At 35.7% G+C, this 13,898-nt stretch carries 16 protein-coding genes; 14 read left to right on the top strand and 2 right to left on the bottom strand.

What is annotated here, in order from left to right:
- Positions 1–108 precede the first annotated feature (108 nt).
- The 12 genes from BKP45_RS15120 (at position 109) to sufB (ending at position 10,720) form a co-directional block, all read left to right on the top strand.
- The gene (locus BKP45_RS15120; protein WP_071390534.1) at positions 109–1,134 is read left to right on the top strand and encodes a methionine ABC transporter ATP-binding protein; all 1,026 of its coding nucleotides are present in this window, start codon (positions 109–111) and stop codon (positions 1,132–1,134) included.
- Complete coding sequence (locus tag BKP45_RS15115) at positions 1,127–1,795, top strand: methionine ABC transporter permease (RefSeq protein WP_071390533.1); 669 nt, start codon at positions 1,127–1,129, stop codon at positions 1,793–1,795. The genes BKP45_RS15120 and BKP45_RS15115 overlap by 8 nt, the downstream gene beginning before the upstream one ends.
- A gap of 71 nt (positions 1,796–1,866) precedes the next feature.
- Positions 1,867–2,742 carry a MetQ/NlpA family ABC transporter substrate-binding protein gene (locus BKP45_RS15110; protein WP_071390532.1) on the top strand — a complete coding sequence of 292 codons (876 nt, stop codon included), beginning with the start codon at positions 1,867–1,869 and terminating at the stop codon, positions 2,740–2,742.
- A gap of 334 nt (positions 2,743–3,076) precedes the next feature.
- A complete protein-coding gene (locus BKP45_RS15105; RefSeq protein ID WP_071390531.1) occupies positions 3,077–3,661 on the top strand; it encodes a TetR/AcrR family transcriptional regulator in 585 nt (194 codons plus the stop codon).
- A 142-nt stretch (positions 3,662–3,803) separates the two neighbouring features.
- Entirely contained in the window at positions 3,804–4,169 is a 366-nt protein-coding gene (locus BKP45_RS15100) for a carboxymuconolactone decarboxylase family protein (RefSeq protein ID WP_071390530.1), read from the top strand.
- Positions 4,170–4,402: 233 nt separating this feature from the next.
- Positions 4,403–4,564, top strand: a complete 162-nt coding sequence (locus tag BKP45_RS22660; protein WP_169824137.1) for a hypothetical protein — start codon at positions 4,403–4,405, stop codon at positions 4,562–4,564.
- 315 nt (positions 4,565–4,879) lie between these two features.
- On the top strand, positions 4,880–5,017 hold the full coding sequence (locus BKP45_RS22655) for a hypothetical protein (RefSeq protein WP_169824138.1): 138 nt from the start codon (positions 4,880–4,882) through the stop codon (positions 5,015–5,017).
- A 436-nt stretch (positions 5,018–5,453) separates the two neighbouring features.
- Positions 5,454–6,239, top strand: coding sequence for a Fe-S cluster assembly ATPase SufC (sufC, locus tag BKP45_RS15095; protein WP_071390529.1), 786 nt, complete (start codon positions 5,454–5,456; stop codon positions 6,237–6,239).
- A gap of 27 nt (positions 6,240–6,266) precedes the next feature.
- Complete coding sequence (sufD, locus tag BKP45_RS15090) at positions 6,267–7,559, top strand: Fe-S cluster assembly protein SufD (RefSeq protein WP_071390528.1); 1,293 nt, start codon at positions 6,267–6,269, stop codon at positions 7,557–7,559.
- On the top strand, positions 7,559–8,782 hold the full coding sequence (locus BKP45_RS15085) for a cysteine desulfurase (protein ID WP_071390527.1): 1,224 nt from the start codon (positions 7,559–7,561) through the stop codon (positions 8,780–8,782). Before sufD ends, BKP45_RS15085 begins: the two co-directional genes overlap by 1 nt.
- Positions 8,769–9,206, top strand: coding sequence for a Fe-S cluster assembly sulfur transfer protein SufU (sufU, locus tag BKP45_RS15080; RefSeq protein WP_071390526.1), 438 nt, complete (start codon positions 8,769–8,771; stop codon positions 9,204–9,206). The genes BKP45_RS15085 and sufU overlap by 14 nt, the downstream gene beginning before the upstream one ends.
- A gap of 116 nt (positions 9,207–9,322) precedes the next feature.
- A complete protein-coding gene (sufB, locus tag BKP45_RS15075) occupies positions 9,323–10,720 on the top strand; it encodes a Fe-S cluster assembly protein SufB (protein ID WP_071390525.1) in 1,398 nt (465 codons plus the stop codon).
- Between the two features lie 490 nt (positions 10,721–11,210).
- Here the strand turns inward: sufB and BKP45_RS15070 are convergent, their stop codons facing one another.
- The gene (locus tag BKP45_RS15070; protein WP_071390524.1) at positions 11,211–11,573 is read right to left on the bottom strand and encodes a hypothetical protein; all 363 of its coding nucleotides are present in this window, start codon (positions 11,571–11,573) and stop codon (positions 11,211–11,213) included.
- Between the two features lie 404 nt (positions 11,574–11,977).
- Here BKP45_RS15070 and BKP45_RS15065 point away from each other — a divergent pair, with 404 nt between their 5' ends.
- Positions 11,978–12,211 (top strand): hypothetical protein, encoded by a 234-nt coding sequence (locus BKP45_RS15065; RefSeq protein ID WP_071390523.1) that lies wholly within the window; start codon positions 11,978–11,980, stop codon positions 12,209–12,211.
- A 154-nt stretch (positions 12,212–12,365) separates the two neighbouring features.
- On the opposite strand, the gene BKP45_RS15060 is transcribed toward BKP45_RS15065, so the two are convergent.
- Entirely contained in the window at positions 12,366–12,614 is a 249-nt protein-coding gene (locus BKP45_RS15060; RefSeq protein ID WP_071390522.1) for a hypothetical protein, read from the bottom strand.
- 200 nt (positions 12,615–12,814) lie between these two features.
- On the opposite strand from BKP45_RS15060, the gene BKP45_RS15055 reads away from it, so the two are divergent.
- Entirely contained in the window at positions 12,815–13,897 is a 1,083-nt protein-coding gene (locus BKP45_RS15055) for a serine hydrolase domain-containing protein (protein WP_245747528.1), read from the top strand.
- Position 13,898 lies beyond the last annotated feature (1 nt).

The raw sequence follows: 13,898 nt of genomic DNA, 5'->3' as shown, positions 1-13,898 counted from the left end.
ATTTATGGACTATGGATGAGAATTAATACATGTTGGAGCTGTGGGAACATTGCTTGTGTATTAATATGAGTAATCCGATGTGAATATACAGAATAGAGGTGAGGGCGAATGATTACTTTAAGCTCATTGAAGAAAATTTTTAATACGAAAGACGGTCAAGTAACGGCTGTTAATAATATAAATCTAACAATTAATAAAGGTGAAATTTACGGAATCATCGGCTATAGTGGTGCTGGGAAAAGTACATTGATCCGTATGTTGAATATGTTAGAGCGTCCATCGGAAGGTACTGTACAAGTAGCAGGTAAGAACCTTTCAGAGCTTAGTAAAAAAGATCTACGTTTAGCAAGACAAGAAATTAGTATGATTTTTCAGCATTTTAACTTACTTTGGTCTAGAACTGTTAGAGAAAACATTGCATTTCCTTTAGAAATTGCAGGTGTACCAAAGGAAAAACGAAAAGAGCGAGTAGAAGAACTAATTAAGCTTGTTGGTCTAGAAGGAAGAGGAGGTTCTTATCCTTCACAGTTAAGTGGTGGTCAAAAGCAACGTGTTGGGATTGCTCGTGCACTTGCTAACAATCCTAAAGTATTACTGTGTGATGAAGCAACATCAGCATTAGATCCAAAGACAACAGATTCCATCCTAGATCTACTTGTTGATATCAATCAAAAGTTGGGTTTAACGATTGTGTTAATTACCCATGAAATGCACGTGATTAGGAAAATATGTCACCGTGTAGCTGTTATGGAAAATGGTAGTATTGTAGAAGAAGGTCCGGTACTTGAAGTATTCCGTCATCCTACTCAGGAAATGACGAAAGAATTTGTTAAGCAAGTAACCGAGCCTGAAGAAACAAAGGAAACGATCAAACATTTATTAGAAGAAACGAAAACAGGTAAAATTGTTCAACTTACTTTTGTAGGTGGAGACGCTGAGAAACCTTTAATCTCTCAATTAATTCGTTCTTTCGAAGTTGATATTAATATTTTACAAGGGAAAGTATCGCAAACTCAGAACGGACCTTATGGAGCTTTATTTATTCATATTGATGGGGAAGTTAGCGAAGTTGAAAAAGCTATTAACTATATTGTTGGCAAACAAGTAAATGTGGAGGTGATTAGCAATGTTTAGCGAGTTACTTCCTAATGTAAGGTGGTCGCAAGTATGGGAAGCGACACTACAAACGTTATATATGACAAGTGTTTCTGTATTATTTACACTAATTTTTGGAATCATTTTAGGTCTTGTTTTATTTTTAACTGATAAAGGTAATCTTTGGGAAAACAAAATTGTTCATGCCATTACAGCGGCGTTTGTAAATGTTTTCCGTTCGATACCGTTTATTATATTAATTATTTTACTCATCCCTTTTACAAAATTTCTTATGGGAACAATGCTTGGGGCAAAAGCGGCATTACCAGCATTAATTATTGGTGCAGCTCCTTTTTATGCTAGGATGGTTGAAATTGCACTAAGGGAAATTGATAAAGGGGTTATCGAAGCTGCCCAATCCATGGGTGCTAATCAGCTTCAAATTATTTATAAAGTATTAATACCAGAATCATTCCCTGCATTAATTTCAGGGATTACAGTAACAGCAATTGCTCTTGTATCATTTACAGCTATGGCTGGATTTGTAGGAGCAGGTGGTCTCGGTGATTTAGCCTTTTTAGATGGTTTTCAACGTAGTCGTACAGATGTAACTTTTGTAGCAACAATCGTTATTTTGTTAATTGTATTTATTATTCAATCAATTGGTGATTTCTTTAAGCATGTAACTGATAAGCGTTAGTAAATTTCTCTTTTAAAATTAAAGAAGAGAGTAAATAATAAAAAAAGAAAGTATTGAAAGGGGTAAATAAAATGAAAAAATTAGCAGGAATTTTAAGTGCTGCATTTTTATCACTAGCATTAGTTGCTTGTGGTCCAGCAGCAGATGAGCAACCAGCAGACCAAACAGATACAACAGGAGATACAGAAGAAACGACAGAAGCTACTGATCAAGAAACTGTAAAATTAGTAGTTGGTGCATCTAACGTACCACATGCTGAAATTTTAGAAGAAGCAGCACCTCTTTTATTAGAAGAAGGCATTGAAATTGAAGTACGCCGTTTCCAAGACTATGTACTACCAAATAAGACTTTAGCCGATGGAGAGTTAGATGCAAACTACTTCCAACATATTCCGTATTTAACAGCGCAAAATGAGCAAGAAGATTATGGTTTTGTAAATGCAGGTGGTATTCATATTGAGCCAATCGGTATTTATTCACAAAAGTGGGCAAGCTTAGACGAACTTCCAGAAGGTGCAGAAATTATTATGAGTAGTGCGATTCCGGATCATGGTCGTATTTTAGCGATGCTTGAGCAACAAGGTTTAATCACATTAGCTGAAGGTGTAGGTATTACAGCAACTCTTGATGATATTGAAGAAAATCCGAAAAACTTTAAATTCCAAGATCGTGTAGAAGCTTCATTATTACCACAAGCATATTTAAATGGTGAAGGGGACGCAGTTCTTATTAACTCAAACTTTGCATTAGGTGCTGGACTAAGCCCAGGACAAGATGCAATTGCTTTAGAAAGTCCAGAAAACAACCCATACGTAAACGTAATTGCTGTACGTGGTGGGGACGAAGAGCGCGAAGAAATCCAAAAGTTAGTTGAAGTACTACAATCAGAAGCAATCACAAACTTCATCTTAGAAAGATGGGGCGGAGACGTAGTACCTGCTAATTAATTAAACTGATTTTTACTTTAAGGAACATAGCCCTCCACCTTTAAGCGTAGCGTAGGTGGGAACTTACATTCAGGTGGAGTTGAGACTCCATCTGAATTTTCGATGTTCTAGCGAAGCTAGAACGAGTTATCTATAGGCCTAGGTGGCACAGGAAAAGGAGCTAGTCTATATAAATAGGCTAGTTCCTTTTTATATCTCACCGTCAACTTCAAGTATCTAATAATAACTTGAAGTTAAGATATCTTTTCATTTATAGACACATTTTCACTTATTAAACTATGTTATGTTAAAAATGAAACAAATGTTTAGGGCTGGATTTTTGGAGGGAAGGATTATGCCACAAGAAACAAGAGAGAAAATTATTAATGCTGCTATTAATTTAATGAGCTTAAAAGGGTATTCATCAACCACTACTAAAGAAATTGCTCAATTCGCAGGGTTATCAGAAATGACCTTATTTAGAAAATTTAAAAATAAACAAGAAATTTTAGATGCTGTTATTAAAACATATACTTGTGCATTTCATTCTGAAAAACTATTTACTAATAACGAAGTAACTTATGACCTTGAAACTGACCTTGCAAATGTTAGTCGAACATATCAGAATTTTATGAGTGAAAATAAAAAAGTTGTCCTATTAGCATATAAAGAGAGTGGTACTCATGATGAAATATCAGAAACGCTAACAGTAAATCCAAGGTTAATGAAAAAATTCTTAGTAGATTATTTAACTGAAATGGAAAAAAGAGGTAAGATTATTGATACAAATATTGAAGTTGTAGTATTTAGTTTTATGACGATGAATTTAGGCTACTTCTCAGCGCAATTTATTTCAGGGAAAAAAGTAGCTAGCGTACCTTTAGATGCCTTTATTGAGCATAGTGTTAAAGTATTTGCTAGGGGATTAAAGAAAGAATAATATTGTGTATACTTAAAGTTCTGTTAACAAAGGTGTTAAATAGGGCTTTTTTTGTGTCTAGAAAAGTTCTGATTGTTAAAATAGTTCTCTTCACCGTAACTAATAATAAGGTTGTTTGAAAAAATTCAAAGGAGTTGCTACGATGGATGAAATGAATATGAGTTCGTATGAAATGATACTACACGACTATAAGCTAGGGTTAGGGAATTTTACAGAGAGAATGCCAGAGATCGCAAGGAAGTTTAACGCTTTTACAGAAGCGTGTTTTGCTGAAGGAAAATTAACACAAAAGGAAAAACAACTGATTGCTCTTGGAATAAGTATTTATTCTCAAGATGAATATTGCATTATTTATCATACAAAAGGCTGTATTGATCAAGGATGTACGCAGGAGGAAATCTTCGAAGCGATTGGAGTAACAGGGGCCTTTGGTGGTGGCGCTGCAATGAGTCAAGCTGTAACACTCGTTTTCGATTGTTATAATGAGTTCAGTCAAAAAATAAATTAACTCGAATACCTAGGGGCTTAATAGACAAAAAAGCGCAAAAAAATATAATCTATACATGAAAAACAAAGAAAATGGAAGCTTTTCTAAAAAAAAGAGCGATAGGATCATATGACAAGGTAAGAATTCAGAATGTTAAATAATTTCACACAAAACACACTTTGTCGTAATAAAGTTACCATGCTACTATATTAATTGTACGTAATAATTTGAAAGGGTGATTTATTATCCACCAGATGAAAACAAGGCATACAAGTGAGATGGAAAAAGCGATGCAAAAAACGCATGGAATGGGATACGCTGAGTACAACCTTAAATTAGAAAATCTTTTAAAAGTAGAAAGAAAAAGAGAAAAGGATTATCAAAAAAGTTTAGCGCTAGTATCAGGCTTGAAATAACTAAACGATTATATCCCTAAAATAAAGGCGTGATGAGAAGCAATTCTCACACGCTTTTTATTATGTAATCAGAATTTATAAATTTCTAACTTGGAAACTGTCTAGCGCAAGCAGCCACGAGCTCGGTCACTTCAGTCAAGCAACTGACTTCAATAACTACTTGAATAACCTCTTAGAATAGCTTCATGCAGCTTTGCTCCTGCGATTACTCGTCGCACAAAACACTGCTTCGAGGAAGCTTACTACGAAGCAATACTAGAAGACGCTAAAAGCACGTAGGAAGCCAAAGAGCGGCTTCTGTCAAAGGCCGCCCCAGTGAAGCTACTACTTGGATTACTACGAAGCGGCTTTGCGACGAGCAAACGGAGTGGCACAGGAGCAGCTGCTCGTGACCAAGGCGCTTGCGCTTTTCTTATGCTTTGCTTAGTAATACAGGGTCAGCAAACTTTATAATAATTATAAATAACATAAGTAAAGGTGAAAACTAAGTCTAATTGATAACAACTATCAACTGCAGATTCTTTTGAAGAAAATGTATCAAAGGGGTAGACTTTTCTCAATTAATCAATGATAATTGATTATTATTTGGAATAAGCTAATTGAGAAATTAAGCTCTCGTTTTTTTCTAAAATAATTAATTGTTTGTTTAGATACATGTTTTATGAAACTATACGTAAAATATCAATTGTGAAAAGTAAATATTTATTACTTTTTACAATAAAAACCTACTTTCTAAACATAAGGGTATAAAAAGTTTCGGAAAAACAATGCAACATGCTTGAAGTAGAATTCTATTTGTTATAAGATTGTAATGAGAATAGATTGAGAATGTATCGATTATCCAGTATAGTCGTTTAAATTAAACATTGTTTATATGGAGGGAACTGCGATGACAGCACCAAATTTAACTGTAAAAGACCTTCGAGTAGCTATTGAAGGAAAAGAAATTTTAAAAGGTTTTAATATTGAAGTAAAAGGTGGAGAAATCCATGCGATTATGGGTCCGAACGGAACTGGTAAGTCGACACTTGCTTCCTCATTAATGGGACACCCAAAATACGAAGTGACAAGTGGAGAAGTTTCTTTTAACGGGAAAGACTTATTAGAAATGGAAGTTGACGAGAGAGCTCGTGAAGGATTATTTCTAGCTATGCAATATCCTAGTGAAATTTCTGGTATTACTACAGCTGATTTCTTACGTTCAGCAATTAACGCAAAACGTGGTGAAGGAAATGAAATTTCCTTAATGAAATTTATTCGCCAATTAGATGAAAAAATGAACATTTTAGAAATGGATGAGGAATATTCTCAACGCTACTTAAACGAAGGGTTTTCGGGCGGTGAAAAGAAGCGTAACGAAATTCTTCAATTATTAATGACAGAGCCCAAAATCGCCATTTTAGATGAAATTGACTCTGGACTTGATATCGATGCTCTTAAAGTTGTTGCAAATGGTGTAAATGCAATGCGCGGAGAAGAGTTTGGTTGTCTTATTATTACTCACTACCAACGTCTATTAAATTATATTAAGCCTGATTTCGTTCACGTTATGATGCAAGGCCGTATCGTAAAATCTGGTGGTCCAGAATTAGCAGAGCGTTTAGAAGCCCAAGGGTATGACTGGATTAAAGAAGAGCTAGGAATTGAAGACGAAACAGTAGGTCAAGAAGCATAATTGGTTAACTAGAGGAGGGAATTTAGTATGTCAGTGGATACAAAGCTACAATTTGATCGTGAATACATTACCAACCTCTCTAAAGACGCCAATGAGCCTGAATGGTTTCTAAACTCTCGTATTTCGTCTTTAGAATTAGTTGGAACGAAGGAATTACCAAAACCAGATAAAACAAAAATTGAAAAATGGAATTTCACTCAATTTTCACAGCATAAATTTGCACCAGTTGAAGGTGAACTACCAGAAGTTATTAAAGGTCTTATACCGAACGATAAAGCAGATCAAAATGTTCTAGCTGAGCGAAATGGAAAACTTGTATTTGCACAGCTGTCTGAAACATTAAAAACGCAAGGTGTTATTTTTACGGATTTTGCTACTGCATTAAAAGAGCATAGTGATCTTGTTGAGAAATACTTCATGAAAGAAGCAGTATCACAAGATGAAAATCAATTAACTGCGATGCACGCAGCTTTATTGAACGGAGGGACTTTCATCTACGTTCCTAAAAATGTAGAAGTAGAAATCCCGTTACAAGCTGTTTTCTCAGTAAGTGGGAATACTGGCCTTTTCAATCATGTTTTAATTGTAGCTGATGAAAATAGTTCAGTTACTTATGTTGAGAATTACGTTTCTGAAGATAATGAACCTGCAGTAGCGAATGTTATTGCAGAAGTATATGCATTACAAGGTGCGAGTGTATCTTTTGGAGCAGTAGATAATTTCTCTACAGGTGTTACGACGTACGTGGTTCGTCGTGGTCATGCTGAGCGTGATGCAAAAATCCTTTGGGCATTAGGTCAATTTAATGATGGAAATACGGTTAGTGAAAACAAAACGTTTTTAGTCGGTGACGGTTCATTTACAGATAAAAAGACGGTGTCTGTAGGTACTGGAGAGCAACGCCAAAACTTTACATCTCATGTTGTTCACTATGGTAAGCATTCTGAAGGGTTAATGTTAACTCACGGTGTAATGAAAGATAGTGCAAGTTCAATCTTTAATGGTATCTCAAAAATTGAACACGGCGCTTCAAAATCAAATGGTGAACAAACAGAGCGTGTACTTATGTTAAGCGAAAAAGCTCGTGGAGACGCAAACCCAATTTTATTAATCGATGAAGACGATGTTACAGCAGGCCACGCTGCTAGTGTTGGTCGTATTGATCCACTGCAAATGTTCTACTTGATGAGCCGTGGTATTTCGAAAAAAGAAGCAGAACGCCTTGTTATTCATGGTTTCTTAGCACCAGTAGTAAAAGAAATGCCAGTTGAAGCTGTGAAAACGCGTTTAATTGAAGTGATAGAAAGGAAAGTAAACTAATGAATGTTCATGAAGTCCGTAAACTGTTCCCAATCCTTGACCAAGAAGTTAATGGTAAGCCTCTAGTATACTTAGATAGTGCAGCTACATCTCAAAAACCAGTTCAGGTTATTGAGAAGTTAAATGAGTATTATCGTAAGTATAACTCGAATGTTCACCGTGGCGTTCATACTCTAGGTACGTTTGCTACAGATGGATATGAAGGTGCAAGGGAAAAGGTAAAAAAATTTATTAATGCAAATTCAATAGAAGAGATTATTTTTACTAGAGGAACAACGACAGCGATTAATTTAGTTGCTTCGAGTTACGGACGGGCAAATGTAGGCCCTGGTGATGAAATAGTTATAACACCTATGGAACATCATTCAAACATCATTCCTTGGCAACAAGTTGCTCGAAGTACTGGAGCTACGTTGAAATATATTCCTTTACAAAATGATGGAACGATTGATTTAACAGACGTCGAAAAGGTAGTGACTGAAAACACAAAAATTGTTTCAGTGATGCAAGTTTCTAACGTGTTAGGTACGATAAATCCTATTAAAGAAATTGCTGCAATTGCTCATAAAAATGGAGCGATCATGGTCGTGGATGGGGCACAAAGTACACCGCATATGAAAATTGATGTTCAAGATTTAGATTGTGACTTCTTTGCTCTCTCTGGACACAAAATGTGCGGACCAACGGGTATTGGTGCACTTTACGGTAAAAAAGAACTGTTAAATAAAATGGAACCAATTGAGTTTGGTGGGGAAATGATCGATTTTGTTGGCTTACAAGAGTCAACGTGGAAAGAACTTCCATGGAAATTTGAAGGTGGTACACCAATCATTGCAGGAGCAATAGGATTAGGTGCGGCTATTGATTTCCTAGAAGAAATCGGTTTAGATACGATTGCAGCTCATGAACACAAACTTGCTCAGTACGCCTTGCAACGTTTAAGTGAAGTTCAAGGAGTAACGGTTTATGGCCCTGAAAAAAGAGCAGGTGTTGTTACGTTTAATTGTGATGATGTTCACCCTCATGATGTTGCAACAGTGCTTGATTCTGAAGGGATTGCCGTACGTGCCGGTCATCATTGTGCACAACCTTTAATGAAATGGTTAAATGTAAGTGCAACAGCTAGAGCTAGCTTCTATCTTTATAACACAGAAGAAGAAATCGATGCTTTTGTAAAAGCATTAATAAAAACAAAGGAGTACTTCGGTAATGTCTTCAGCTAATTTAGATAACCTTTATCGTCAGGTCATTATGGATCATTATAAAAACCCTCGTAATCGAGGTGAATTGCAGGGGGATTCCCTTACAATTAATATGAACAACCCAACATGTGGTGATCGCATTCAGCTTCAGATGAAGGTAGAAGACGGAAAAATTGCTGATGCGAAATTTGTTGGCGAAGGTTGTTCGATTAGTCTTTCATCAGCATCGATGATGACGCAAACCGTTATAGGTAAAACTGTAGAAGAGGCGCTAACGATCTCTGAAATCTTTTCAAATATTATGCAAGGGAAAGAATATGACGAAGACAAATTTGATCTTGGTGATATCGAGGCTCTACAAGGAGTTTGTAAATTCCCTGCTCGAATAAAATGTGCGACATTAGCTTGGAAAGCAATGGAAAAAGGTTTAAATAGCGAAGACTAGAATGTAAGTTTTCAATTAAACCCGAACGCTTATGGGAGAAAAGGATCTTAAAATAACAAGTTGTTGTTGCTTTAAAATCCTTGAAAAGAAATTTGAAATTTAAGGAGGGTTTATCGATGGCAAAAAAAATGCCTGAAATAGGAGAATACCAATATGGCTTTTCTGATAAAGACGTATCCATTTTCCGCTCCAAGAAAGGTTTAACAAAGGAAATTGTTGAGGAAATCTCAAAAATGAAAAAAGAACCTGAGTGGATGTTGGAGTTCCGTTTAAAATCATTAGAGCAATTTTATAAAATGCCTATGCCTTTATGGGGCGGAGACTTAGCGGATTTAAACTTTGATGACATTACGTACTACGTAAAGCCTTCAGAGAAGTCAGAGAAATCTTGGGATGAAGTTCCTGAAGAAATTAAAAATACATTTGATAAGCTAGGTATCCCAGAAGCTGAACAAAAGTATTTAGCAGGGGTTTCTGCTCAGTACGAGTCAGAAGTAGTTTATCATAACATGAAAGAAGATTTAGAAGAACTAGGGGTTGTGTTTAAAGATACAGACTCTGCGCTTCGTGAAAATGAAGAAATCTTCAAACGATATTTTGGAACAGTTATTCCACCTGCGGATAATAAGTTTGCTGCTTTAAACTCTGCGGTTTGGTCTGGTGGCTCATTCATTTACGTACCAAAAGGAGTAAAATGTGAGACTCCACTTCAAGCATATTTCCGTATTAACTCAGAGAATATGGGACAGTTTGAAAGGACGTTAATCATTGCCGACGAAGATTCATCTGTGCATTATGTTGAAGGCTGTACAGCGCCTGTTTATTCAACAAATTCACTACACAGTGCGGTAGTAGAAATTGTTATTAATAAAAACGCTTATTGCCGTTATACAACGATCCAAAACTGGGCTCCAAACATTTTTAACCTAGTTACAAAACGTGCTGTAGCCTATGAAAATGCAACTATGGAATGGGTAGATGGAAATATTGGTTCAAAGCTTACGATGAAATATCCTGCTGTTGTCATGAAAGGTGAAGGAGCAAAAGGAACAATCCTTTCTATCGCTATCGCTGGTAAAGGACAGCACCAAGATGCAGGAGCAAAAGTTTTACACTTAGCACCTAACTGTTCATCGACAATTGTTTCTAAGTCAATTTCTAAACACGGAGGAAAAGTTACGTATCGTGGTATTTGCCACTTTGGTCGTAAATCTGATGGTTCTAAATCAAAAATTGAGTGTGATACACTAATCATGGATAACGAATCAACGTCTGATACAATTCCGTACAATGAAATCTTTAACAACAACATTACGTTAGAGCATGAAGCGACAGTTTCAAAAGTATCAGAAGATCAATTATTCTACTTAATGAGCCGTGGTATTTCAGAGCAAGAAGCAACTGAAATGATCGTAATGGGCTTCATTGAGCCATTTACAAAAGAACTTCCAATGGAATATGCAGTAGAAATGAACCGCCTAATCAAGTTCGAGATGGAAGGTTCAATCGGATAAAGAAAAAGGTGCGCGTATTAGGGATTTAAGTCTCGAATACGCGCATTACTTCTTTTTTTGGGCGTAAAAGAATTCTTAAACCATCATGGTGTATTTTCAACCTTTTAACGATTTTTGAAAGAAGTCTCTCACTTTAAGTTATGCTAAGTGGTGGTAGTTCACTTAAGTACGTCGCATATTTTATCCCACTCTTAAGGGGCAAGTAAGACCCCCACCTCAAAAAGTAAGAAAATCGAGAAGTTTAGGTGGGGGATAAACTGCCCCTAAAGGTCCGATATAGAATAACTTTCATCAGTGAAGCTGATGATTAGTTATTCTTATGCCCGTGGTATAAGTTGAGCTAACAATCAGTGGGGGATGAAGGAAACCCCCCCACTGATTGAAGTTCAGCTTTATATTGCCGTATATACTTTTCTAGCGTACTAAGTATTATGTTTTGCTTGCTTGATTTTTATGACAGACAGACTCGGTATGGTTATCCTCATTGAAATTACCATCCAAAATGTTCTCGAATAACGTTAAACTGCAGCAGCTCCTCAACGTCAGCTACTTGTATGATAAATTGTTGAACCTCATCCACATTTCCGCCAAAATCATGGATAGCTTGCTTCAATCGAGGTAAGTAAATACCAATTGTTGAATGGTGCTTTAAATGCCTTGTTAAATCTCCCATAGTAATGGATACACTAAGTACATCAGGGTCAAAATTGCCCCTATCTAGAATTTCAAAAGGCGCATTGATTGGTATGTAAATATATTGATCGTTCCAATTTACTTCTCCGTATATATATATTACAAACCATATAGGGACCTGTTTCCCTTCAAAGTAATCGTAGTACACCGTTGTTTTCATGTTAAGAAGCACCCTCTTTTATTATTTTCACAACCATATGTAGTAAATGTTTGTCTTGTTAGCCCAATTGGATGAATTTTCTTTTTTTTTATCAATTTCATAGCCTATGAGTTTGTTTTTGTTGTAAAATAGAGTCAAACTGTGTCGAAAAAAAGCAATGGGAAATCAAATCATTGCTAAACATTATCCATATCTAAGTAGTTGTACTCTATAATCGGATTACAAAAAAATATATATAAGATTTATAGTATTGAGGAACCTATGATTAGGCTGATACATGTAAAGATTTTACTTTCCTTATTAATTAAAACAATCTAATTGGTTTTTATCATACAACAAATAATTAACATTGAGTATTACTTAATGCACAGTTTTAATAGGTGAAAAAAGAGGAGTTAGAACAAATGAAAAATGGATTTGTATTTGAAGTGGTTGCTAATTTACAACGGGGAGAATCTTTACCGACATCGCAAGTCGATCAAGTGATATTTGTTGAAGAATACACATATGCAGCAGTAGAGGAAAAGTTTATCAAGTGGACCGCTCATGAGAATAAAACGAGAAAAATGAAAGAGCAGAACGAACCGATCAACATTGATATCAAATCAATCAAGTTTCTTTATGAAACGGTTTATTAATGTAAATAATCGCAACGGTAAATGATTAATTTAAAAGAAGGTGTCATCAAAAGCTAATGCTTTTAGACACCTTCTTCTCATTTAAGTAGTTGTATTTCTTTGTTTTTAATTATCTTTTTTTATCTCTCTGTTAATTGACCCGTGTGACCTAAGTTTACTCAGCCGCTTCTTCTTCTTCTTCAGCGTCTTCGTCTACTTCTTCCTCATCTGCTTCTGCTTCTTCTTCAGCATCTTCTAGCTCTTCGCCTTCTTCAGCCTCATCTGCTTCTTCTTCAGGTGCATCAGTTTCTGATTGTTCTACATCTGTTGGCTCTTCTGTTTCTGTTGGCTCGTCAGCTGTGTTACAAGCTGCCATCATAGCGATTAATAATGTTGCGATTGATAATTTTAAAGTTTTTTTCATTGGTATTACCCCCTTTTTTTATATACAGGATGATTATACTACTTTTTAGAAATAAAGAAAGCACTTCGACAAACTAAGACAAAAAAATTTTTTTCTGCCCGAAAAAATGCTAAAGAACTTGATGATAATAGTTTAGTTTGATATGCGCTGGCTACGTTTGTTAAACTAATTTTAAATTGAAATAAAAAGGTGTGTTAAAAGTGAAGACTTTAGTGGTTATAGGCATCGTCGTATTTGGTGCAATAATACCTATATCTATCTTTAAAGGCTTAAATAGTAACGATAGCGTACCGACTTCGAATGTAAAAAATGACGAATCTACATGGGAGTATCACTACTCTTTAGAAGCAGCTGGTTGGTCTTCAGAAAAATTAATGAAAGCACGCACATATTTTGATTCCTTAAATTCTACCGCAGCTATTGCTATTGTTGATGGGAAGGTTCTTTTTGAGTGGGGCGATGTGTCGAAAAATACAAATGTTCATTCGATTAGAAAAAGCTTTCTTAGTGCTCTGTTTGGTATACACCATGAAAATGGGATTGATTTACACGCAACATTAAAAGAGTTGGATATAAAAGAAATTCAACCTTTATCTGATCTAGAAAAAGAGGCTCAAGTAGTTGATTTATTAACATCGCGATCTGGTGTGTTTTTAAAGTCTGGTCAAGAATCCTGGAATATGAGAAGAAAACGTCCAATAAGAGGACGTTTTGCCCCAGGATCATTCTTTTATTATAATAATTGGGATTTTAATGTTTTAGGAACGATATTTAATAAACAAACAGGTACTGATTTGTTTGAAGAATTTTTTAAGAAACTTGCTCTACCACTTGGTATGGAGGATTTCTCGTTAGAGCAAACAAAATATAAATACGAGTTTAAAAAGTCCCTTCATCCGTCATATCTTTTCCAAATGTCAGCACGTGATATGGCGAGATTTGGTCAACTTTACTTACAAAACGGAAACTGGAAAGGACAACAGATTATCCCTGAAAACTGGGTGATAGAAAGTACAGCTATACAAGCTCATGTTCCTGGCAACAATGTATATGATTACGGGTACATGTGGTGGGTTGCTGAACCAAGTCAATTTGAGGGTGGAAAGCTTATTTCTGCTGTTGGCAGGTACGGACAATCAATTGATATCATCCCTTCATTAAACCTTGTCTTTGTTCATCGACTAGATTCTAATCAAAAATCATGGCTATCGTTGCCCCAAAAAGTGAGTCAAGAAGAACGATTACAATTATTGAAACTCGTAATAGATGCAAAAGCACCATAAA

Source organism: Anaerobacillus alkalidiazotrophicus (assembly GCF_001866055.1).
Note: the sequence above shows the minus strand (reverse complement) of the source record. Positions and strands in the feature narration are given on the sequence as shown.

Coding starts and splice junctions, on each gene's coding strand:
- BKP45_RS15110 (WP_071390532.1), top strand. CDS start 1,867: ATGAAAAAATTAGCAGGAATTTTAAGTGCTGCATTTTTATCACTAGCA.
- BKP45_RS15115 (WP_071390533.1), top strand. CDS start 1,127: ATGTTTAGCGAGTTACTTCCTAATGTAAGGTGGTCGCAAGTATGGGAA.
- BKP45_RS15100 (WP_071390530.1), top strand. CDS start 3,804: ATGGATGAAATGAATATGAGTTCGTATGAAATGATACTACACGACTAT.
- BKP45_RS15070 (WP_071390524.1), bottom strand. CDS start 11,573: ATGAAAACAACGGTGTACTACGATTACTTTGAAGGGAAACAGGTCCCT.
- BKP45_RS15105 (WP_071390531.1), top strand. CDS start 3,077: ATGCCACAAGAAACAAGAGAGAAAATTATTAATGCTGCTATTAATTTA.
- sufU (WP_071390526.1), top strand. CDS start 8,769: ATGTCTTCAGCTAATTTAGATAACCTTTATCGTCAGGTCATTATGGAT.
- sufC (WP_071390529.1), top strand. CDS start 5,454: ATGACAGCACCAAATTTAACTGTAAAAGACCTTCGAGTAGCTATTGAA.
- BKP45_RS15065 (WP_071390523.1), top strand. CDS start 11,978: ATGAAAAATGGATTTGTATTTGAAGTGGTTGCTAATTTACAACGGGGA.
- BKP45_RS15085 (WP_071390527.1), top strand. CDS start 7,559: ATGAATGTTCATGAAGTCCGTAAACTGTTCCCAATCCTTGACCAAGAA.
- BKP45_RS15120 (WP_071390534.1), top strand. CDS start 109: ATGATTACTTTAAGCTCATTGAAGAAAATTTTTAATACGAAAGACGGT.
- BKP45_RS22660 (WP_169824137.1), top strand. CDS start 4,403: ATGAAAACAAGGCATACAAGTGAGATGGAAAAAGCGATGCAAAAAACG.
- BKP45_RS15060 (WP_071390522.1), bottom strand. CDS start 12,614: ATGAAAAAAACTTTAAAATTATCAATCGCAACATTATTAATCGCTATG.
- sufB (WP_071390525.1), top strand. CDS start 9,323: ATGGCAAAAAAAATGCCTGAAATAGGAGAATACCAATATGGCTTTTCT.
- sufD (WP_071390528.1), top strand. CDS start 6,267: ATGTCAGTGGATACAAAGCTACAATTTGATCGTGAATACATTACCAAC.